This is a genomic window from Aquimarina callyspongiae (assembly GCF_034322225.1).
Taxonomy (GTDB): Bacteria; Bacteroidota; Bacteroidia; order Flavobacteriales; family Flavobacteriaceae; genus Aquimarina.
Genome location: NZ_JAXLPA010000006.1, coordinates 171,615 through 194,935 on the forward strand (window position 1 = coordinate 171,615; position 23,321 = coordinate 194,935).

General features: G+C 31.0%; 16 protein-coding genes. 7 read left to right on the top strand and 9 right to left on the bottom strand.

Annotated elements, in window-relative coordinates; all coding sequences use genetic code 11:
* Positions 1–49: 49 nt before the first annotated feature.
* Both U0D62_RS22670 and U0D62_RS22675 read right to left on the bottom strand, forming a co-directional pair.
* A complete protein-coding gene (locus tag U0D62_RS22670) occupies positions 50–559 on the bottom strand; it encodes a hypothetical protein (RefSeq protein ID WP_322289644.1) in 510 nt (169 codons plus the stop codon).
* Between the two features lie 489 nt (positions 560–1,048).
* Complete coding sequence (locus U0D62_RS22675) at positions 1,049–1,609, bottom strand: hypothetical protein (RefSeq protein ID WP_322289645.1); 561 nt, start codon at positions 1,607–1,609, stop codon at positions 1,049–1,051.
* A gap of 231 nt (positions 1,610–1,840) precedes the next feature.
* On the opposite strand from U0D62_RS22675, the gene U0D62_RS22680 reads away from it, so the two are divergent.
* Positions 1,841–4,030 (top strand): alkaline phosphatase D family protein, encoded by a 2,190-nt coding sequence (locus U0D62_RS22680; protein ID WP_322289646.1) that lies wholly within the window; start codon positions 1,841–1,843, stop codon positions 4,028–4,030.
* 69 nt (positions 4,031–4,099) lie between these two features.
* Here the strand turns inward: U0D62_RS22680 and U0D62_RS22685 are convergent, their stop codons facing one another.
* The 7 genes from U0D62_RS22685 to U0D62_RS22715 all read right to left on the bottom strand — a co-directional run bounded on the left by U0D62_RS22685 (position 4,100) and on the right by U0D62_RS22715 (position 17,585).
* Complete coding sequence (locus U0D62_RS22685; protein ID WP_322289647.1) at positions 4,100–4,480, bottom strand: RidA family protein; 381 nt, start codon at positions 4,478–4,480, stop codon at positions 4,100–4,102.
* Between the two features lie 271 nt (positions 4,481–4,751).
* Positions 4,752–6,299: a S41 family peptidase gene (locus U0D62_RS22690; protein ID WP_322289648.1), complete on the bottom strand. Its 1,548-nt coding sequence runs from the start codon at positions 6,297–6,299 to the stop codon at positions 4,752–4,754.
* A gap of 196 nt (positions 6,300–6,495) precedes the next feature.
* On the bottom strand, positions 6,496–9,072 hold the full coding sequence (locus tag U0D62_RS22695; protein WP_322289649.1) for a T9SS type A sorting domain-containing protein: 2,577 nt from the start codon (positions 9,070–9,072) through the stop codon (positions 6,496–6,498).
* 327 nt (positions 9,073–9,399) lie between these two features.
* Positions 9,400–10,008, bottom strand: coding sequence for a response regulator transcription factor (locus U0D62_RS22700; RefSeq protein ID WP_322289650.1), 609 nt, complete (start codon positions 10,006–10,008; stop codon positions 9,400–9,402).
* A 150-nt stretch (positions 10,009–10,158) separates the two neighbouring features.
* A complete protein-coding gene (locus U0D62_RS22705) occupies positions 10,159–11,709 on the bottom strand; it encodes a hypothetical protein (RefSeq protein WP_322289651.1) in 1,551 nt (516 codons plus the stop codon).
* A 91-nt stretch (positions 11,710–11,800) separates the two neighbouring features.
* Entirely contained in the window at positions 11,801–14,692 is a 2,892-nt protein-coding gene (locus U0D62_RS22710) for a sensor histidine kinase (protein ID WP_322289652.1), read from the bottom strand.
* A gap of 109 nt (positions 14,693–14,801) precedes the next feature.
* A complete protein-coding gene (locus tag U0D62_RS22715) occupies positions 14,802–17,585 on the bottom strand; it encodes a putative LPS assembly protein LptD (protein ID WP_322289653.1) in 2,784 nt (927 codons plus the stop codon).
* Positions 17,586–17,787: 202 nt separating this feature from the next.
* Here U0D62_RS22715 and U0D62_RS22720 point away from each other — a divergent pair, with 202 nt between their 5' ends.
* From U0D62_RS22720 to U0D62_RS22745, 6 genes are all read left to right on the top strand, one after another.
* Positions 17,788–18,912, top strand: coding sequence for an N-acetylmuramoyl-L-alanine amidase family protein (locus U0D62_RS22720; protein WP_322289654.1), 1,125 nt, complete (start codon positions 17,788–17,790; stop codon positions 18,910–18,912).
* A gap of 86 nt (positions 18,913–18,998) precedes the next feature.
* Entirely contained in the window at positions 18,999–19,940 is a 942-nt protein-coding gene (locus U0D62_RS22725; protein WP_322289655.1) for an MlaD family protein, read from the top strand.
* 12 nt (positions 19,941–19,952) lie between these two features.
* Positions 19,953–21,278, top strand: a complete 1,326-nt coding sequence (locus U0D62_RS22730) for a (Fe-S)-binding protein (RefSeq protein WP_322289656.1) — start codon at positions 19,953–19,955, stop codon at positions 21,276–21,278.
* 75 nt (positions 21,279–21,353) lie between these two features.
* Complete coding sequence (locus U0D62_RS22735) at positions 21,354–21,800, top strand: LNS2 domain-containing protein (protein ID WP_322289657.1); 447 nt, start codon at positions 21,354–21,356, stop codon at positions 21,798–21,800.
* A 117-nt stretch (positions 21,801–21,917) separates the two neighbouring features.
* Positions 21,918–22,709 carry a (Fe-S)-binding protein gene (locus U0D62_RS22740; RefSeq protein WP_322289658.1) on the top strand — a complete coding sequence of 264 codons (792 nt, stop codon included), beginning with the start codon at positions 21,918–21,920 and terminating at the stop codon, positions 22,707–22,709.
* Positions 22,710–22,828: 119 nt separating this feature from the next.
* On the top strand, positions 22,829–23,314 hold the full coding sequence (locus U0D62_RS22745) for an ABC transporter ATPase (RefSeq protein WP_322289659.1): 486 nt from the start codon (positions 22,829–22,831) through the stop codon (positions 23,312–23,314).
* Positions 23,315–23,321: the final 7 nt, after the last annotated feature.

Consider the following 23,321-nt stretch of genomic DNA (forward strand, 5'->3'; position numbering starts at 1 on the left):
TCTTCGTATTTCTTATTTATTGAAAGATATACAGGGAATCACAAAATTATTATTTTCTATACCCTAATTTACGCGTTGTTTTTTCACCAATAAAATGCTGTAACTGCTCGTTATAGGAGGTGATTATAATATTAAACAGAAAGTCAAAAAAATCGTGATAAGAAGAAGACGCTCCCTTTTGAATCTGGAATTCTTCTTTGTTGTTTGCATATTTGATAAAGTACTCGTTATTTTCGTTCTTTCTAAACATTAAGTGAATAAGAATTAACTCCTCAGGTAATGTTTCTGGAGCTTTACAAACTGTTAATCCAACTCCAAAATGCCAATACAAATCTTGTTCAAGAGAAATCGCATGAATCAAAGCCGACGGAACTAACTCAAAACCGTTTTGTTCATTAATCCTAAATAGAGAAAATTGACTTTCAGGAACGTTGTAATACGCTTTGAGTTCTCTAACGATTTCCATAGAGAATATATGGCAGTCCTTTTTGTATTCTTCGAAATTATTTTGTGCATTATTATAAGCATCACATAGTTGATGAAATTTTGTAAGTTCCATAAAATCAATTAAAAGTTATTACTATAAATATTTGGACGAAGAATGAGTGTATAGCTTACTATAGGAACAAGAAATTGTTAAAAATAAAGTTAGGTTTATAGAGTGTCAAAATATAAAAGAATAGAAAGAGAAATGTTCAGAGATAGATATAAAAAAAAGCGAGATTGTATTGAGTACTATCTCGCTTTTTAGGGGCTCCATAATTTTTGTTTCCGATTTTCGAGATTACCGGTATTTTCTCCGGTTTCCTGCGTTATAGATTCCATCTTATCGGTGAATCGCGTAAGATGATGATGCAGGAAGTTCTTTTAAAAAGTTAATAACTGTTTTGAGATCAAATCTAAATTTAAAATAAAAGGTTTTCATAATATATCATTTTAATTGTTTGTATAAAATATAGAAATCAATTGCCGTGCCAAAAATGAAAAATCCTTCTAAATCCCTTTATTTACTGTAGTTTTGAAAACAACATAAAAACTTTCTGAAAAACTAATTAGATAAATTTAAAATACATTGCTCACGTATTTTCCAAACCTCTTCAAACCTCATTTTCATATCATTAGATACGATCCAGTTTTTAATAAAATCCTGATGGTATCGTATTTTAAATTCCCCAACCTGATCAGGAGTAATTATTTTTTCAACTAAAATATCTTTTTCGATTCTTTCAAAATCAGAGGATGTAGAAGTTACATCAATTACACCATTGTTATGTTTGATATAGCAATGTGCTTCAGGAATATAATTTAAGTTGCTTTGTGATAAAGCATTTCCAATTTTAGGGGTGTTAAGGATATTCATTTTATAAATACCTATCACTAACTCATATTCGTGCTTTTTATGAAGTTCGGCAACTTTTTGTAATAACCCGTGTTTAGAACTACAGGTACCTTTATGTTCTGATATCACTAAAGAAAAATCAGTACGACTTAGATTTCTTCCATAAGGAATGTTTTTTACGTAATCTATTAAATCAAACCAGGTTCGCACCTCTTTTTGAAGAATAATCTGAGTAAGAAAATCTTCAGATTGTAGTTTGTAGTTTTCCATTTTTAGATATAAAATTTGTTAAAGGGTTTATTATTAGTTTACTAAGTGTATTTAGCTTTTATAAAATAATAATTATAAAAAATATAGAAGTAAATAAACGATTAATTTGTCATTGATAATCACAAAAGATTGTTATCCAAATTAAGCTTGTATTAAATGAAAAATGATGTCTATTTTTTGTTTTGACATTCCTATACTTTCGCAAAATATATTCACTCAACAAGCTTAAAAATGAAATCACAATTACACAAAATTATCGTAGTGTTTCTGATAACAAAATGCTTCTATGCACAAAATGCAGAGACTATTCTTACTAAAATTGAAAGATCTCCAAATCAAGGAAATTTGGAAAGTTATTTTGATCCGGGACTTGCACCATTTTATCATGGTGTTGCCTCAGGAGATCCATTAGAGGATGCCGTAATTATCTGGACAAGAGTTACTACCAACGATTTATCTGTAGATGTAAACTGGAAAGTTGCTACAGATCAGGAAATGACACAAATTATTAGAGAAGGTCAGGTTGTAACAAATCAGAGTAAGGATTATACTGTTAAAATAGATGTAGACGGTTTAAATCCTTTTACTACCTATTATTATCAGTTTGAAGCATTAGGTGCTACATCGTTAGTTGGTAAAACCAGAACAACCCCAGGAAAACAAGATTTAGTAGATAATCTAAGGTTTGCTGTAGTATCGTGTTCAAATTACCAAAATGGATATTTTAATGCTTATAATCAGATCGCCAATCGTAATGATATCGATGCTGTGATTCATCTGGGAGATTATATCTATGAATACGAATCCGGAGGATATGGTTACAGTAGTGAAATTGGTCGCGGTCATTTACCAGAGAACGAGATTATTACACTTGACGATTATAGAGTTAGATATTCCTACTACCGTTTAGATCCTATGCTTAGAAACGCTCACAGACAACACCCTTTTATTAATATTTGGGATGATCATGAATTTGCGAATGATGCTAACAAATTTGGTGCGCAAAATCATACACCTTCTACAGAAGGTAGTTGGGAAACAAGAAAAAACAATGCTTACAAAGCATATTTTGAATGGATGCCTGTTCGCGCTAATACTATTGAACAATATAGATTGTATCGTACCATTTCTTATGGTAAACTAATGGATCTGATTATGTTGGATACTCGAATCGAAGGAAGAGAAACTCAGATAAGTAGCTCTAAAAATCTAATTAGCGCTGCAGCATCAAATCAGGAGTTTAAAGAATATGCAAAGAATATAATTGCTAAAAAAGATTTAAGCAATAAAGAAGATGTTAAAGAGATATTAACTACCGTATTACCTATGGTTCTTACTATATCTAAAGATACTGATAAAAATAAAATCGGCTTATCTATAGAAGAGTTTCAATTTTTGGTAAACAGCTTTACTGATTATATAGTTAATAAAAAGTCATTGGACGTAAAAAACAAACAAACTTCAGATCTAGAAGCTTTGCTTAAAAAAGGAACAAGGTATAATGAACAATATAATACAAAAGAAAATAAATCTACTTACACATCAATACTAGGATCAGAACAGTTTAATTGGTTAACAAATCAATTATCAATATCTGAAGCAAAATGGAGAGTTATTGGTAATCAGGTTATGGTAATGCCTTGGAATGGAGTTCCCTCTAGTGATGCATGGGATGGATATAAAGAAGAGCGTGATCGATTGTTGAGTTTTATAAAAAATAACAACATTAACAATCTAGTAGTTCTTACAGGAGATATACATAGCACATTTGCAGGAGAAGTAAAATATCAGGGAGATTGCGAAATGTGTGAATTTGTAGTGCCTAGTGTAACTTCTCAAAACCTTGATTTTCTTGGAGGTATTGCTTCTGGTATCGCAGAATTTTATATCAAATTACTAAACAGGCATATTAAAGATGTAGATCTGGATAATCACGGATATTATGTTTTGGATGTAAAAGAAAATAGGGTACAGGCAGATTGGTATGATGTAAATAGTATAGTAAGACCTCAAGCTGGTGATACGAGATCCAGAGGTTGGTATGTAAATACTAATGATTGTAAACTAAGAAAAGCTTCATCTCAAGCTATTGCAACAAATAACAAAGATTCTTATCAAGATGTATTAGTTGATGAAGAAAAACAGAAGCCAACGGTTACAGAAGATTTTATAATCCTGGGAGTATATCCAAATCCATTAGAAAATGAAGGTAATGTACATTACTTAGTAAATAAAGACACTAAAATTGCTATTTCTTTATATGACCTAAACGGAAAGCTTATCCAAGAATTACAAAATAAAAAAGTATCTAAAGGGATTTATAATTTATCGTTTAATGCAGATGCTATTCGAGAAGGAAAATATATAATTAGAGTAGAAACCGGAAAAACGAACGTAAGCAGAAAAATCATTATTAAATAATATAATGAGTGGTTATATAAAAACCCCGGATAATTTATTATCCGGGGTTTTTATATATTAAGATTATAATTACTTTACTGCAATTACAGAGATCTCTACATTAACAAATTTTGGAAGTGCAGCTACAGCGACCGTCTCTCTGGCAGGAGCTGTATCTTCATTAAAGTAACTTCCGTAAACTTCATTTACTAGAGCAAAGTTATTCATGTCACTTAAGAAAATAGTGGTTTTAATCACATTTTCAAAAGTCATTTCTACCTCATCAAGTATGGCTTTTAAGTTTTGCATTACTTGCTCTGTTTCTGTTTTAATATCGTCTAAAACAAGTTCACCAGTTTTAGGGTTAATAGCTACCTGCCCAGAAGTATATAAAGTGTTACCATTTAGAACGGCTTGATTATAAGGCCCTATAGGAGCAGGAGCGTTGGATGTTGTTATAATTTTTTTCATCTGTTTATTTTTAATGTTTTAGAAGTCAGATGGAATCTTTGACGATTAAAATAATCTTTCCACTATATGCTTAATGATTTTTTTAATCGGGTTGGTTTCATCAGATTTGTGTTTATAGCAATTTGCATCCAAATATAAACAGTATATTTTGGTTTTTAAATTGGTATTACTTCTTTTTTAAATAAGATGATATATTAGTGTTATTATCGAAGAATAGAAAATAAACAATACAACACGAAGCCGCTGCTTTTCCCATATTTCTTGTATTTTTTTATCTATCATTTTCTGATTTTTTGAGTTCACTAACTTTTTTGTTTTGGTTTTTGAAGTTTTTTGTTGATTGTATAATATGATCGATCACAAAATTCAATTGTGTATCCTTTTGAATTATAAAATCTTTGAGGGATAAATTGATTTCTATATCAGGTTTTACTCCATCAGACTTTTTTTGATCTTTTAGTATTTTAACATCTTGATCAACGTTTACTATGAAAAAATCAAGAATTAGTTCACTATTAGGTAATTGATATCTTACAGGGATATGTCCTGTATGCCCATAATAACCACCAGTAGTTTCTATACCCATGACCGTAGTATGCGCATCACTTTTTACCATACTGGCAAATAAAGAACCTGCTGAGGCTACGAATTCATCAATTAGTAGATAGATATTGCCTTCAAAACGCAAAGGGTTAGGAGTCCATTCTTTGTTAAAATCTTCTATTTGATAATACTTATAATCTCTAAAAATAGCGTGTTCTTCTTTTAGTTCATCTTCAAGATCTAGGATTTCATCATCATACTCTTCTACAAAATATTGAGGTAATGGTACTTTGTTAAATGAGGTATAGGCACTGGTGTTTTCTCTGAAATTTCTTTGAGTGATATATGAATATAATAATAAGTCATTAGGGTCACTGCCACCACCATTATCTCTAACATCAATAATAAGATTTTTATACTTTTTTCTTTTTAAAACGGTAAAACTAGAATCGAGAAAAGAAGCGTATTGCTTTTGGATAGTATCTCCTTCACCGCCAAAATCGAAAGTCCTGACGCTTATTTGTGGAATATCTAATGAATCTATAATTTCTAGATGATACCCTCTATCATTGATTTGATTGCTGTAACCAGAATATTTTTGCTTATAATTTTTTAAAAAGCTTTTATAGGTAACGCTTTGATATGTTTTTTTTAAGAAGTTATTATTGATGTCTTTGTATTCAATAATAAAACTATCAGCATAGCCATATCGCAAATAATAGTTAAAGGGAAATAAAGAAGTTGAGGCAAAACCTACTTTCCCAGTTCTATTGATACCATCAGTAGAGGTATAATGAGTTACTTCTTTAATTATGTTGTCAGCTTTAACATTGTTAATACTAATAACCTCTGCACCCAAAGGAATATCATCTAATTGTTGATTGATACGTAGTTTGTTTTCTACTACTTTTACCGGGAAAGGGAAAAAACCTTTTTTTTCTTTAATTTTTGTTTTTAAAGAATCTGAAAAACTCAAATTATTATGACAACTCCCTGTATAATCAATAATATCCCATACAATGGTGTAGAACTCACGATGAGTTAAAGGTGAGTCGATCTTTGATTCAGATAACTCAAAAATACTATCTACCTGGTTTTTGCTTTTGAATTTATAAATTCCGGCGTTTGCTTGTTCAAAAATGGATTTAAATATGGCTAAATCCTGAAGCATTTCTTTTTTTGAAAGGGTTTTACTTTTTTCTGGAGCTTCTTTTTGTTCAGATTGACAAGAGCAAAATGATAAGAAAATAAGTGATACCAAAGTGATTTTTTTCATTCTAATTTTTTTTGTTTCCCTAACAAAAATAGCTTCTATTTAAAAGCAAACAATCACCCTAAATGGGTGATTGTTAGATGATAAGTAAAAAAAATTATTAAGAAATAAAGCCTGGAAATATTAAATACCCCCTACTTCCAGGCTTTTGTTTAGAAATGAAAAAAGATAAATTAATTGTTAACTATGATGTTATTGTTTATTGGACGATAATTCTTTTTACTGCTGTTTTTTCATCCCCGATGATATGAGCAAAATATATTCCTGCAGTTAAATTATTGATAGAAAAAGAAGTTTGATTTTGATGAACTTCAAATTGTTGTACTTTACTTCCTTGTATCGAATATATTACGATATTTTTTATGGCTTCTTTACTTTGTAAAGCAAATGTACCATTGGTAATAGGGTTTGGATATAAGATTAGTTCAAGATCATTATTAAACTCATCAATAGATAATGTAGCACAGTTTTCACTATAAACGGCTGTAGCATCTTTTGTCCAATTAGTTTTTGCATCAGCGTCAGTTTCATTATCAACCTGAATGCAGGTTAAATTTGCGTTATCTGTAGCTCTTAAAAAGTTAAGTATGGTATTGTTATTGTTTCTAAGGTTAAGGCTGGTCAATTCATTAGAAAAACAATCTAAACTTTCTAGATTTCGAAGTCTTGAAATGTCCAATGTATTTATTTTATTTCTAAAACAGCTTACCCTCTTTAACCTTGTATTTTGACTAAGATCGAAACTAGTGATTTGATTGTCATAACAGCTTATACTTTCTAAAGTAGTATTTTGACTAATATCCAAATTTGATAGTTGATTATTGAAACAACTTAGAAACATTAATTTAGTATTTTGACTAACATCTAATATGGTCAATTGATTAGAACTACAATATAACCCTTCTAGTTCTGTGTTTTTGGTTACGTCAAGAGTGGTAAGAGGGTTATCATAACTTTGCAACTGTTTTAGAATCGTATTATTACTAACATCTAAAGAACTTAGGTTATTTGAGTAACACCAAAAAGTTTCTAGATTAGGATTTGAAGTGATATCTACATTTGTTAAACTATTGGTATGACAGTTTAATAAGGTTAGTGCATTGTTTTGTCCAATATTTAATGAATTCAATTGGTTCTCGTAGCAGTTTATATTTTCTAATAATTGATTGTTGCTCAGATCTAATGTAGTAAGTTGATTTTGATTAACATTTAGTGTTTTAAGCGCCCTGTTTTGACTAAGATCAAGTGTTGTTAATTGATTTCCGCTAGCATCTAATAAAGCTATGTTTTCAAATGCTTCAATACCTGTTAAATCGCTTATATTTTTTGACCAAACTTTAATTTCTGTAGCAGCTAAGGCCTCAGAAGTTTGTATTTCTCCATCAGTATTTGTGTCGATTACAGGATTGGTTTGATTTATTAATGCTGTTTTAAAATTAGTGTCAGAGATAGTAATAATAGGATCAAATGTAGAACAATCTAGACTATAAGTAGCTGTATTGTCTTTTTCCCAACTAGTTGGAATTTGTGACAAATCTTCAATGTCGATACATCTTAAATTTGGATTGTTTGTTGCTCTCATCCATATAAGTGTATTCTGATTTCCATTTTTTAGATTTAAAGAAGTTAATTGGTTTTGAGATAATATTAGATTTGTAACGGATGGGTTATTGCTTATGTCAAAACTTGTAAGAAGGTTATTAGAACAATTTACTCGATCTAGAACTATATTATTATTAACATCAAGGGCAGTTAATTGATTACCAGAGCAATCTAAACGACTTAGTTTTGTGTTTGTACTAAAGTTTAGGTTGTTTATTTGGTTGTTTACACATTGTATCTGAAAAAGCTCAGTGTTTTGTGATACATCAAGGTTTGTAAGTTGATTATCTGAACAAATAAGACTGTTTAATAATGTGTTACTGCTTACATCAATAGATGTTAATTGATTGCTGCTACAAGTTAGGGAAGTTAACAATGTATTATTGGATAGATCTAAATTGGTAATCTGATTTCCATTACATTGAAGAATTGATAATTTACCGTTATTAGAGATGTCTATAGAAGTTAGTTGATTGTTAGCACATCTAATGTTACCTAATTCAGGGTTATTGATGAAATCTATTGTGGAAAAATTGTTATTAAAACCTGAAAAGGTAGTTAAAGCAATATTGTTGCTAATGTCTATAGTAGAAACATTATTGTTGTCAAAAGATAAAAATGTAAGGTTTACGTTTGTACTAATATCAATAGAAGATAGTCGATTATTATTAGCATTAATTTCGGTAAGTAAAGTGTTATTACCTACATTAAGCGATTCTAACTGGTTACCAGAACAACCAAATCTAGTCAGTAATGTGTTATTAGTTAGATCTATAGAAGAAAGTTGATTCTCATTTACAAATAATCCCGTTAATGCCAGGTTCTGAGAAACATCGATGTTTGTTAATTGGTTTCTATGGCAAGAAAGCATTTTTAATGCTGTGTTTTGTGATACATCAAGATTAGTTATTTGATTTACAGAACAAAATAATCCGGTAAGGTTAGTAAATGCTTCAAGGCCTGTCATATCTGCAATGTTTTTGGCATCGGCATTGATAGTTCCGTTATAAGCCATGGCTTCTATAGCCTGTATCTCACCATCATTATTTGTGTCAATAACTGGATTGTGATTAAGCAATACATTCTTAAAATTGGCATCTGGGATGTTTACGTTTTGTGCCTGAGTTATAAAAGCAGACAATACAATTGAGATAAAAAATAATTTTTTGATCATGGATATTTGTTTTTTTGTTTCCGAAACAAATGTATAACCATAACCAAAGTGCGTTTTCACCCCAAAAGGGTGATTTTACTACTAATTTTAAAATGAATTGGGATAAGGAAATTATATCAATGGTAATGTTTTGTAATAATAAAAATGTGTTGAAAACAAATTACTTTCTTACACAATTTTATCATCTAAAACTTGTCTAAGGGATGATACAATTTTTCTTCACATGATATAGAGTGAGATCCAGCGATCATTGCTGAAAATCACTTAATTTGAGGGTGTTTTTGGTCGTAAGGTTGAATATAATTCCTGTTAGTTTTAGACGAAAAACTACCGATTATATTTTTGAATAATTTCTTCTCGATTATTGATTTGAAGTTTTTCGTAAATATTACGAGTATGTGTTTTAATAGTATTTTTACTAAGATGTAGTTCTTTGGCAATGGTTGCATAACTTTTTCCTTTGGCCAATAACTCTAAAACATCGTTTTCTCGATCAGAAAGGTCTTTTTCTTTAGGATTTTGAAAGGACTCAACAACTCTACGAGCAATTTTAGCACTCATAGGAGCACCACCCTGATGTGCTTGGATTAAAGCAGAAATTAATTCTTGAGGCTCTGTGTTTTTTGTAAGGTATCCTACCGCACCAGCACATAATGCATCAAAAATATATTTAGAATCTTCATGAACCGTTATTACAACAGTCGGAATTGAAGGTTTTAAGGCTTTGAATTGTTTAATACCTTCAATACCATTGATTCCTGGCAATTGTACATCTATTAACATGACATCGGGATTATCATGTTTAAAATTTATGATAGCATCCTCACAGTTAGTATAACCTCCAACTACAATAAACTCATCAGTAGAATTAATGATTTCTACAAATGATGACAATAGTGTCTCATAATCTTCGATAATTACTACTCTAATGGACATAAACTGTGTTTTAGTTACTATTTTCTTCTGTAGTGATGTAAGATACTATAATTACTTTTTTTATTGAAGAGGATATTTTTTTATTGAAATACTGCCTTAAGCAACTATTACTATGTTTTGCTCAAGACAGTATTTAGTATAGGGTAATTATTATTTATAATTTATCGGAACAAGAATTAAACTTTCATCCATAATGTATTTTTTTGGATCAGTTCCTTCTTTTACTTGATTACCTTGCAATTGGATTTTATTACCTTTTACGGTAAAAGTAACTTCAGCAAATGATTTTTGATTAACTAAATATTCTATTTTATAGTTACCATCTTTGAGGGATCTAATCCAATCCCAACTAGAAGGTTTAGTAGAATTACTGATCAAATGAAATTCAGTACGGTTACTATCCTGATATTTGTCTTTTCTATATAATAAATCAATACTACTTCCTCTACGCTCCAAAGCTTGTTTTACAGTAGCACTTCCATCTGGGTGTTCTTCAGAATCTGTAAGACCTATTAATTTTCCGTTTTTATATAATCTGGATTGTAATTGTTGTATTTGGTTTTTTTCATTACCTAGTGGTAATAAACGAAATAAAGGAAATTCTGTTTTGAATTGAGTTGGATTTCCTTGATCATCAGGTCTTAAGTCTATAGATAAGTTTTCATCCCAAGGACCTTTCATCGTATAAACAGTACCAATTTCATGATTGATATCTGGATTAGCATGGGTATAAACTTCAAAATCTATTGTAAAAAAAGGATCATTATCATAGATAGAATAGGTGAGTTGATACTTTCCCGGAGTTACTCTTTCAAAACTTCCATACATATCAAAAGTATTTTTTACTTTCTCTAACCATCGTCCGTTTCTATGACCTTTTTGGCCAATTACTTTATGTACTAACTTGCCGTCTTTAAAAAGTTTTAAGTTAAAAGCAGACCAATTATATTGTATGTTTCTGCCTTCAATAGTTTTACTAGGTAGATAATATACGGTGCTTTGTAATAAATCAATGGTTCCGTTTTCTGGGTCGATATCAAAATTACGGCCATTATAAGAATGAAAACTTACGGCTGGATTTTTTAATCTTCCTGTACTGTAATCTGGAGTGTAGAATTTTTTAAGCTCTTCATCAGCATTAAGACTTGCAGCTTTTGCTTTTACAGCTTCTTTATCTGTTCCCATGATGTATACACTTGCAGTAGCAGGGTTTTCATCTTTAAGAAAGTTATGAACAGAAGGGTCTTTGGTAAAAACGACCTCTTTATATAATCCATCGCCTATTGGATATACAAAACCATACACAGCTTCATCATATTTATAGGAGTCCATATAAATACCATCGTCTGTATTATCTGAGACTACTTTATAATTAAAAGTACCTTCTAAAGGAGAAGTTTTAGTTTTATTAGAAGAATTATTAGAACGAGGTTTTTCTGTAACCGCATTTTTTAGATTTTTGAAAAAGCTTCCTTTTTTCTTTTTCTTCTTTTTAGGATTTTCAGAATTGGTTGATGTAGCTATTAGTTTTCTGGTTACTTTCATGTAGATTTCATCCTGATGAGTAATGGTGATTTCGAGAGCTTTTGATGGATCACTAACTCCGTAAGAATACCAGGTTGAACCTTGTGGAAGCGTTTTTTGTGCATTTACCTGTATTCCATAAATGCATAAGATAATTAAGACTAATTTTTTTATCATTTTTTTGTTTTTGGCAAAAATAAGCTCAAAAACAAAGTGAGTTTTCACCCTAAAAGGGTGATTTTATTTCATCAAAATCGATTATTTAAAATTAGAAATTACCTTTAAAAATGATAGTCGTTCCGATATCAGATGAATTGATATATAGTTTACTGTTGATTTTTTCTGCTCTAGATTCCATATTAATCAAACCATTTTGTCTTTTAATAGTATCTATAGAAAAACCTTGGCCATTATCATTAAGAGTAATTAGTAATGTTTGTTGGTTAATTTCAAAAGAAAGAGATACTTTTTGAGCATTACTGTGTTTAATACAATTAGTCATTGCTTCTTTAAAAATAAAAACTAATTGTTTACTCCAATAATATGGTAGTATGATATTTGTAGTATCAATAGGAGAGGAGGAAAGAAATGAGATTTCGGTATTATTAAATAATTGTTCTCCAAAATCAGTTAGGTATAATTGTAATTCATCCAACCGATCACTTTCATGATCTAGTGCCCAGATAAAATCTCTCATCCCAGAATATAAAGATTTAGAGTCTTCTTTGATTTTTTTTACTTTTTGATGTAGGTCAGTTGCCGTATTTGTTTTTTGCATTACCAGATTAGAAAGTACTGATATACTAGCGAGTTTGTTACCTAATTCATCATGAAAATCTTGTGCTACATTTTTTCTAACAGTATTAAGTTCTGTCCTTAATTTTTCACGCTCAGAAATGGTTTGCTGTAATGTTTTGTTTTTTTTAATGCTTTTTTTCAAAAGTTGAATAACGATAGTTACAATAATTAGAGAAACAATAGTGATAATTAAAAAATAAAACCAACTTTGAGAGTACCAGGGATATATGATGATAAACTCGTAGATCTTACTATATTTCCAATCACTATTATTGTCTTTATACCTAAATGTTATATCATATCTTCCTTGATTTAAATTGCCAAAATCCAATTGATGTTGTTGAGTATCCACCCATTTATGATCATCAATTTTATATTGCCATTGCATTGAGTTTCCATTAACATAATTAATAGGAGTAAGAAAAAAAGAATGACGCTTCTGCTTTATTTGTAAAGAAGAATTGTTTTGTGGAGCAAAGGGAGCACTATTGTTATATTTAAATATACCTTTATTGCCTGCGGCATAAATAAAACCTTTATGTTCAATAACCTTTGTGATAAAAGAGGATTGTTGTCCTGATTCTTTACCTATTGTATAAAATTGATTATTGGATAATACACTAAGTCCTTTTTGAGTACCTACCCATAAAACACCAAATCGATCAAAAAACAGATTGTTAATATGATTACTAATCAGACCATTTTTTGTAGTGTATTGTGTTATTTTTTTAGATTCGATATTAAATACTCCTCTATCGGTTGTTATCCAAAAAGAACCAGAATGATCAAATACAATATCCGTAACCTTATTGGTTGAAAATCCTTTTCTAGTACTTAATTCCTGAATTAACTTACCTGTAAAAACGTCATAAACAAGTACTCCTATTTGTCTATTTATAATATATAGTTTATCTTCATGGATCACCATTTTTTTTATGGCCTCATCCATATTGGATTTTATCGTATTATCCGAAGCAAAAAGAATATTATCTTTATAGAATTTTATAACATTAAATTCATTTGAGATGTGTAAGTTCTTATAATATATATCGTTGTTGGATATGAAATCTCCTATGATTTTTAATTGGTCGTTTTGTGTATCATTAACAAAGATTTTCTTGGTCGAATAAGCATTTAATGTTAAAACATTATTGATACTATCATATCTAAAGGATTCTGTATGAAAAGGAAAGTCTATTTCTGTTATTTTAGACGATGAATCAATGGTATGTAGTTTATTAGTGGAAAGCGCATAAAGGTTATCCTCTATAAACAGTATATCTTTTAAATCTGGGTTTGAAAATATTTCATCTCCTAAAAAAGAATGACCAATAGTCGGAAGAATATATACTCCTTCTCCATATGTGGTAATCCATAAATTATTTTGGGAATCAAAGATAAAATCTGAGATCATACTTTCGATGTGTAATTGATCTGAGATATTTAGTAAAGTAGAATTTTTCCAGTTATAGGTATATAACTTCCTACTTCCATTAACTCTATTAATTGTAATGAAATAGAAATTATCCTTGTGCTTTTTTAGATGTATTATTTTTTCATTAGGAATATCTTCAAGTTTTTTTTGATCAACGATCTTGTCATACTCATACTTAAAGATGGTGTTAAAAGAAGTGAAATAATAAAAGTCATCTTTTTTATATGCTTCGTGAATTTTTAGATTTTTTAATTTATCGAAAGCAATTGATAAAGAGTCTTTGGTAACTTTGTAAATACCATATAGATCAGGAAATTCTTTTCCATTGAGCTCTTTGACATCTTCATTAGCATGAATATATAACTCTTTATCAATTATAGATTCTGAAACCAAATATTGATCTTTATTATGTAATGGAGGGGTGACAGATAAAAAAGGAGTATTAGATTCATGATTAATCTTTAGATAAAGAACTTCTTTGGTGTTATTTTTCAGATCATAGGTGTAAAACGGAGGGAATTTGGAGTTGGCATAAATCTTTCCATTCTTTAAGTGATCCAGGATGTTTATTTTTGTAGTTTCATCATTTGGTATGGGCTGTTTTGTGATACTATCATTTTTCATAGTATGTAACCCTCCTCCCCAAGTGGCGATTGCATATTCTTTGGGTTTTACTTCAAGAATATCGATAACGTAATTAGACAATAAACCGTCCTCATAGGTGTAGTTTTTAAAGTCGATGCCATTAAAACGAGTTAACCCGTCATCAGTTCCTATCCAAATATAGCCATCACTATCTTGTATGATACCATATGTAATATCATGAGGTAGACCGTCTTCTGTTGTATAATGTTTATATATAGGTTTTTGAGAAATTCCTGAATATATAGATAGCAGTAATAGTGTATAAAGGAAATTCCATTTCATATGTAGAAAAACTCAAATATCTGCTACGAATATATAAAAATGGTATTAGAGTATTGTTTAAGCGTATGCTTTACGCAAGATTTTAAAAAAGATCTTGAACCACAACTCACTATAACTGTCTGTCCGGTTCTCGTCTTTTATCGTATTTAATATCACTAAGTACAGAAGATTTAATACCTATAAAGAAATTCCAGGATGTTCTATCACTAAAAGGAATCCATGAGAAACTCATACGCCAACTTTCCAGATCTCTCTGAAATCTCAAACTGGTATAAGTAAATCCTGGGTCTTTAAGATCATATCCAGAAGAAACACCAACAGACCAACGAGGGGCTAATTCAACATCACCAGAAAACATTAATGAGTGTGAAGATATCTCATTTTGTCGTCTGTTATTACTATAGTTTACGGTATAAGACAAACGTAACGACCAAGGAATCTTATAATTGTAGTTTTTAATATCCTTTTCTTCTCCTTTTTTATCCTCTACATAGGATTGTTGATCCCCAAAATCAGTACCACCGCCAAACAAGTTATCTTGCCTTCCACCGTTCCGGAATGTTTGATTTTGAGTAGGGTCATCATTAGCTTTTCCTTTCTCAAAATCTTTACTAGAAAACGAATATCCAAAATTAGCACTCGCTCGCGTCAATCTAAATAGACTTCCTCCGTTTTTAGTATTCCAGGTATCAATTCTATTATTATTGTTATCTAAGGCATAAGGATCAAGCTCTGCACTAAAATTAATATCCAATTTGTTTTCTATAATAGGTAGATTACCTCTTACAGAGATTGGACTTAATCTTAAAGAATCTCCAGCTAAGTTATAAGCCGTTGTAAAAGTAAGGTTGTTAAGCAGTTTTATTTTTTTAGGTTCTGTGGCTGTACTATCCTTACTCCGGACTTTTGCCTCAACATTATTACTTAATGAGAAACCAATACTACTAGAAAAAGTATTACTTGGCGCTCCAAAAAAACCACCTTCGAACCTAGAATATTCAACAATCTCAGTTTCTATTTCTGGAGTGGTTGGGTCATCAGGTATCGTATACTCGTCATAAAACTGATCAAATGCAGGATTAATATTATAACTAATCGATGGCCGCATTGTATGACGTATAGCTTCTATTTTTTTTCCTTTCTTAAAATTAAAAGTACCATAAACAGTGGTTCCAAGACTAGCGGTAAAGTTATAGGTACGAAAAGCATCAAAACCAGAAATAGTATCTCTTCTTACACCACCAGCACCATTGTTAAGAGTTTCGTCATAACTTTGCTCAATAGTTTCAAATACCCAGTTTTCTCTAAAACTGGTTCCCATAGAAGCACTAATATATTTTAAGACCTTAAAGTTAGTGCTTATAGGGATAGAATGTTGTAAACCAATTCTTGAATCTTTAAACATATCTGCAGTAAAAAGATCGTCATCAGTAGTTTCTATTTGATTTTGACCACTAAAATTGTATTGAGTATTTATATTTTGAATAATTCCTTTTTTAACACCTGCTTTTGGAGCAAAAGGAAAAATTCTTGAAACACTGGCATTAACATTAGGAAGTGATAAGTTCACAATTCCTGTATTGGTATTAGAGTTATGTGTTGCAGCAACATTGATATTTACTTGCGGATCTCCAGGAATCGTCTTAGAATAAGAAACAGATGAGTTGATCTGGTTATTCAGGAAATTACCGGTGTTTTGCTGATTCGTTGATTGCCTAAAGAAATTACTACTACCAAAATTCACCGAAGCTGAGAATCGAGAATTTGGATTGGCCTTAGCATCTTGATTATGACTCCACTGAATATTATAAGTAGTAGTTCTTGAAAAATCAGGAAACCCTCGTTCACTCTGTAAATTATTCTCAAACCTAAATCTCAAATTCCCTCTATATCGATAACGTAAAGCATATGCAGATTCTAATGATAATGTGTAACTACCATTGGTGTAATAATCTCCCAGTACCGTTAAATCTACGTAATCGTTGATAGCAAAATAATATCCACCATTTTGTAGAAAATAACCACGGTTATTCTCTTCTCCATAACTAGGAATAATAAAACCAGAGGTTCGGTCTTCGGTTAAAGGAAAATAACCAAAAGGTAATCCCAAAGGTGTTGGTACATCTGCTATATACATATTTACAAGACCAGTTACAAGTTTCTTTTTAGGAACAAATTTGATTCGTCTTGCATAAAAATAATAATCAGGATCATCTATATTATCAGAGGTAGTAAATCTTACATTACTCATATAGATAACAGAATCATTTTCACGCTTAGAGATTTCACCTTTAATTTTGGTTTCTCCCTGTTGTGTTCTTGAGTTGTATATTAAAGCTTTTTCTGTATCAAAATTAAATCGAATAGAATCTGGTTCTACAATATTAGCTCCTTGTTTAAAAATAGGAGCCTGTGTATATTCACCCAAAGAATCCTTTATACCATATGCATATACCTCATTCTTATTATTATCGAGAATAATAAGCCCGGCATTTAATTGCATTTCACCATATAAAATTTCAGCCTCATTATAGAGATACATTTTGTTCTCTTTTCGACTTAACCTCATATAATCTTTAGACTTATAAACGACTTTATCAGTTAAAAAACTCTGTTCAACCTGCGCAGAATCTTTCTTTACAGTGTCTTGAGATTTTTCACCTAATAGTTCTTCTGAGTTCAATTTTAACGTATTGTCTCCTTTTTTATTCGTAGCAATAGAGTCTTTTGTTGCCGGAATAGGAACATTAGTAGTCTTATTGGTTTCTTGCGCTGCTATTTGAGAAATAAAAAACAGTGAAAAACTTAGTGAATAAAGTATGTTGCGTACCGTTGTTTGCAATGGTTTAAATCCTATTTTTGTAAAACTATGGCTTAGTTTTTGAAGTGCCAAAATTACATATATTTTTTATGTGAAGATTCGAATTGATAAAAAAATAAAAAAATATATCAAAAAGAGATCTTCTGAGTTATATAATAATAAAAGTTTCTTACTGTTTTCAAAGGTCATAACCTTGATATTTTGAAAATAGTATATTAAATACTGAAACATGAAGGGAATGTTTCAAGGATAATAACATTTATTGAAAAAATTGATGAAAAGAAAAGCAACATATACAGCTTTATTTGCTGCCATTAGTTTTATGCTATCTGGTTTTGTAAACCTTACTATTGCTCAGGAAAACAATAAATTTACTGTTGTTTTGGATGCAGGGCATGGAGGACATGATTCGGGAAACAGAGGTAATGGTTATAGAGAAAAAGAAATTTCTCTTAAAGTGGTTTTAGAGGTAGGAACTATGTTAGAAAAAGATGGACGATTTAATGTAGTGTATACTCGTAAAACTGATGAATTCATAGAACTGCATGAAAGAGGTAGTATTGCTAATAAAGCCAAAGCAGATCTTTTTGTATCTGTACACTGCAATTCTCACCGTTCGCAAGCATATGGTACAGAGACATTTGTCTTAGGTTTACATGCGAATAATGAAAATTTTAATGTAGCTAAAAATGAAAACTCTGTAATTCTCTTAGAAGATAATTATGAGGCGAATTATGATGGGTTTGATCCTAATTCCCCAGAATCAATCATAGGTTTAACTCTGATGCAGGAAGAATACTTAGAACAAAGTCTTACATTGGCCAGTTTTGTTCAAAACCGTTTTAAAAAATCACTAACAAGAAAAAGTCGAGGTGTAAAACAAGCTGGTTTTGTGGTATTGCACCAAACATATATGCCTAGTGTACTTGTAGAACTTGGGTTTCTTACTAATGATAAGGAAGGGAAGTATCTAAATTCTGATAAAGGTCAAAAAGAAATGGCAAAATCTATTGCAACTTCAATAACTGATTATAAAGAAAGTCTTGATGCAATATATTATGTTCCAAAATCAGAGATACAAGAAGTTGTTGAGATTAAAACAGAAATGGAAGGAGATAAAGTATATGAAGGGGTATTGTTTAAAGTTCAAATAGCTGCGGGGACTACTGATATTGAATTGCAGTCGTTTAATTTTAATGGCCTGGATCAGCTTTCTAAAAAGCAATCTGGCGAATTATATAAATATTATTACGGAAAAACAGCAAATTATACCTTGATTAAGGAACTGAAAGAAATTGCAATTGGCAAAGGGTTTACTTCAAGTTTTGTTGTTGCTTTCCGGAATAATGAGCCAATTCCTCTTGTTGAAGCACTGAAAGCAACTAATTCGTCGAATTAATCTAAATAAATACTGCGATTCATTTATTATTTGCGCATAATAATCTATTTTTTATCCTAAATTTGTGACTTAAAAGGAAAGCTATTTTGAAATTTACTAAAGAAGTCAAAACAGGAATATTAGCACTATGTGCTATAGCACTACTTATTTTTGGATATAGTTTTTTAAAAGGTAAAAACCTTCTGGAAAATGATCGTACCCTATATGCGGTTTATGATAATGTGGAAGGATTAATTCCTTCATCGCCTGTTACTATTAACGGTTTGGTCGTTGGGCAGGTTGTTTCTATAGATTTTGCAGATACTCAGGGTAATCTTATCGTAGAGTTTACGGTAAATAGTGATTTTTCTTTTTCAAGAAACAGTCAGGCCAAAGTTTATGGAGGAGGATTAATAGGCGGTAAATCACTTGCTATTATTCCTGTCTATGAAAAAGGATTAGAAGCAAAGGATAAAGATACTTTACCAGGAAGAATAGAAGCTGGTTTATTAGAGTTAGTTAACGATCGGCTTACTCCATTACAAGAAAAACTAGAAGCCGCTATCACAGATGCGGATACATTATTTAAGTCAATAGTATCTGTAGACAACAGAAGAAATCTTAATTCTATTTTTTCTGATTTAAGCATAACAATCAAAGAATTTAAAACTACTTCAAAAAGAATAAATAGCTTGTTGGCTAATAATGAAGAAAAATTAGGAAGAACGTTTACTAACCTTGATAAGATGTCTAATAATCTTAGCAAAGTTTCAGATTCGTTGTCGCAAGTAAATATTGGAAAAATAAGTAAGGAACTGGAAACTGTGTTGTCAAATTTTGATCGTATATCAAAAGATTTGAATAACGGAAAAGGAACAGCAGGAAAGTTACTAAAAGATGATAAGCTGTACGATAATTTAGAAAAAACAAGTAAGCAATTAGAACTTCTGCTACAAGATCTTCGTTTAAACCCTAAACGATACGTACATATCTCTGTATTTGGAAAGAAAAACAAACCTTACGAAAAACCAGCCGACTCAATAAATTAATATAGATTATTTATGCAATATATACCTAACATTTTATTTGTAATTGCCCTAGTAGCAGGTATTGGATATTTCACTAAGAATATTCGTAAAGTCATTCGTAATATTCGTTTAGGTAAAGATGTCAATCGATCTGATAATAAAGGAGAACGATTCAATAATATGGCTAGAATAGCTTTGGGTCAGTCCAAAATGGTTAGAAGACCTGTTTCTGGAATATTACACATTGTGGTATATGTTGGATTTATAATTATCAATATAGAAGTATTAGAGATTATTATAGACGGTATATTTGGTACCCATAGAATATTTGCATTTTTAGGAGGGTTTTATGACTTTTTGATTGGATCCTTTGAGGTGTTAGCATTTTTGGTATTTGTAGGTGTAGTCCTTTTCTGGATTCGTCGTAATGTGATTAAATTAAAACGTTTTTGGAATCCAGAGATGAAAGGGTGGCCAAAAAACGATGGTAATTTGATTTTATACTTCGAGATGGTATTAATGACATTGTTTTTAGTCATGAATGCTGCAGACCTTCAATTACAAAACTTAGGTGCTGATCATTATATTAAAGCAGGAGCATATCCTATAAGTCAGTATATATCACCATTGTTTAATGGGATGTCAGAAGGAAGTTTACTTTTGATCGAAAGAGGAGCTTGGTGGTTACATATTTTAGGGATACTGGTATTTCTAAATTATTTATACTTTTCAAAACATTTACATATTCTTTTAGCGTTCCCTAATACATATTTTGGAGATTTAAACCCTAAAGGACAATTGGATAATCTGGAAGCAGTAACGAATGAAGTAAAACTGATGATGGATCCTAATGCAGATCCTTTTGCAGCACCAGCAGAAGATGAAGGAGAAGCAGAACCCGAAAAATTTGGAGCTTCTGATGTGACAGATTTAAACTGGGCCCAATTACTTAATGCATATACCTGTACAGAATGTGGTCGTTGTACAAGTGAATGTCCTGCAAATCAAACAGGAAAAAAACTATCTCCTCGTAAAATAATGATGGATACCAGAGATCGTTTAAAAGAAGTAGGAGATAATATCGATAAGAACGGTAGTTTTGTAGATGATGGTAAACAATTACTTAATGATTACATTTCTCCTGAAGAATTATGGGCCTGTACAAGTTGTAATGCTTGTGTAGAAGCCTGTCCGGTAAGTATAAGTCCGTTATCTATTATTATTGATATGAGACGTTATCTGGTGATGGAAGAAAGTGCAGCACCATCAGATTTAAATAATATGATGTCCAATATAGAAAACAACGGAGCTCCGTGGCCATTTAACCAAATGGATCGATTAAACTGGAGTAATGAATAAAAAACCAAAACTTTCAAAACCAAGAAAGTATTAATATTAACCGATTAAACCATAAATCAAAAGAAAATTACAATTATGAAGAAGGAAGAAGTAGAAAAGTTATTGCACGATAAAGTAGAGGCTGGAGAGCATGTAAGTCCGGTCCTGCCAGAAGGGATGAAAAATTATCTCATCGATATCGATGGAACTATTACTGAAGATGTACCAAATGAAGAACCAGAACGTATGGTTACCTGTGAACCATTTCCAGATGCATTGATAACATTAAATAAATGGTTTGATCAAGGACATATTATCTGCTTCTTTACATCTAGGACAGAAGATCATAGAGAGGTTACAGAAACCTGGTTAAATAAACATGGTTTTAAATACCATAGTTTATTAATGGGAAAACCAAGAGGAGGAAACTACCATTGGATAGATAATCACCTTGTAAAAGCTACCCGCTATACAGGTAAATTTACAGAATTGGTAGAACGAGTAGTGACTATAGAGGTTTTTGATGATGGAAAACATGATTAATTAAAGATGTTAGATCTTTAATAATCCCAAATAAGAGATAAGATTAATTCATCTGAATAGGTATTGATTTTATATTGTTTATTTGGATAAATTACTAAGAAATACAAAGTATTACATATGAGTGAGACAGTTAAGGTGCCAACGATGGCAGAATACATGGCCGAAGGAAAAAAACCAGAAGTTTTATTTTGGGTAGGTTGTGCAGGTAGTTTTGATGATAGAGCTAAAAAGATAACGAAAGCTTTCGTAAAACTACTTCATAATGCCAAGGTAGACTTTGCTGTATTAGGAACAGAAGAGAGTTGTACTGGTGATCCTGCAAAACGTGCAGGGAATGAGTTTTTATTCCAAATGCAAGCCGTTACCAATATAGAGGTAATGAACGCATATGAAATAAAAAAAGTAGTAACTGCCTGTCCTCATTGTTTTAATACTTTAAAAAATGAATATCCGGTACTAGGAGGAGATTATGAGGTGATGCATCACACTCAGTTTCTAAAATCTCTTTTGGATGAAGGAAGGTTATTCGTTGAGGGTGGAAAATTTAAGGGAAAACGAATTACATTTCATGATCCGTGCTATCTCGGAAGAGCAAATAGTGTATACGAGGCACCAAGAGATTTACTTCGCAAATTAGAAGTAGAACTTGTAGAAATGAAACGTTGTAAGCGTAATGGTTTGTGTTGTGGTGCCGGAGGAGCACAAATGTTTAAAGAACCAGAGCCAGGAAATAAAGATGTAAATATCGAAAGAACCGAAGATGCTCTTGAAACTAAACCAGATATCATTGCAGCAGGTTGTCCATTTTGTAATACAATGATGACCGATGGAGTAAAAAATAAAGAAAAAGAAGATAAGATAGAGGTTTTGGATGTGGCAGAGTTGATTGCCAATGCTCAGGATCTATAGGATTTTTTCTTAGTTATGTACAATTTTATTAGAGTTAATATGTTTGTTCATATTAACTCTTTTTTATAACAGTAATTAGGAATAGTTTTTGTTATTTTAGTAAGGAAAAAAAGTAGCTGATGTTAGTAGATTTTAATGAACTTCCGGATACATCTAGAGTTTGGGTATATCAAGCCAATAGATCTTTTACCGGAGAAGAACTTGAGGAGATTACACAAAAATTAGATGGATTTATAACCCAATGGACAGCGCACGGTGCTGACCTCAAAGCAGGGTATGATATAAAGTATAAACGATTTATTGTAATTGCGTTAGACCAGGAAATGAACCAGGCTACAGGATGCTCAATAGATGCTTCTGTACATTTTATACAACAATTAGAGAAGGCATACAATGTTGATCTAATGGATAAAATGAATGTCTCATATAAACAAGGAGAATTTGTGGCTTATAAATCGCTCACTGATTTTAGAAAAATGGCCAAAAACCGCTCTGTTTCTCCCAATACAATAGTATTTAATAACCTGGTAACAAATATCGCCGAGTATCGATCTGATTGGGAGGTTCCTGCAAAGGATAGTTGGCATAATCGTTTTTTAAATTAGAATTTTC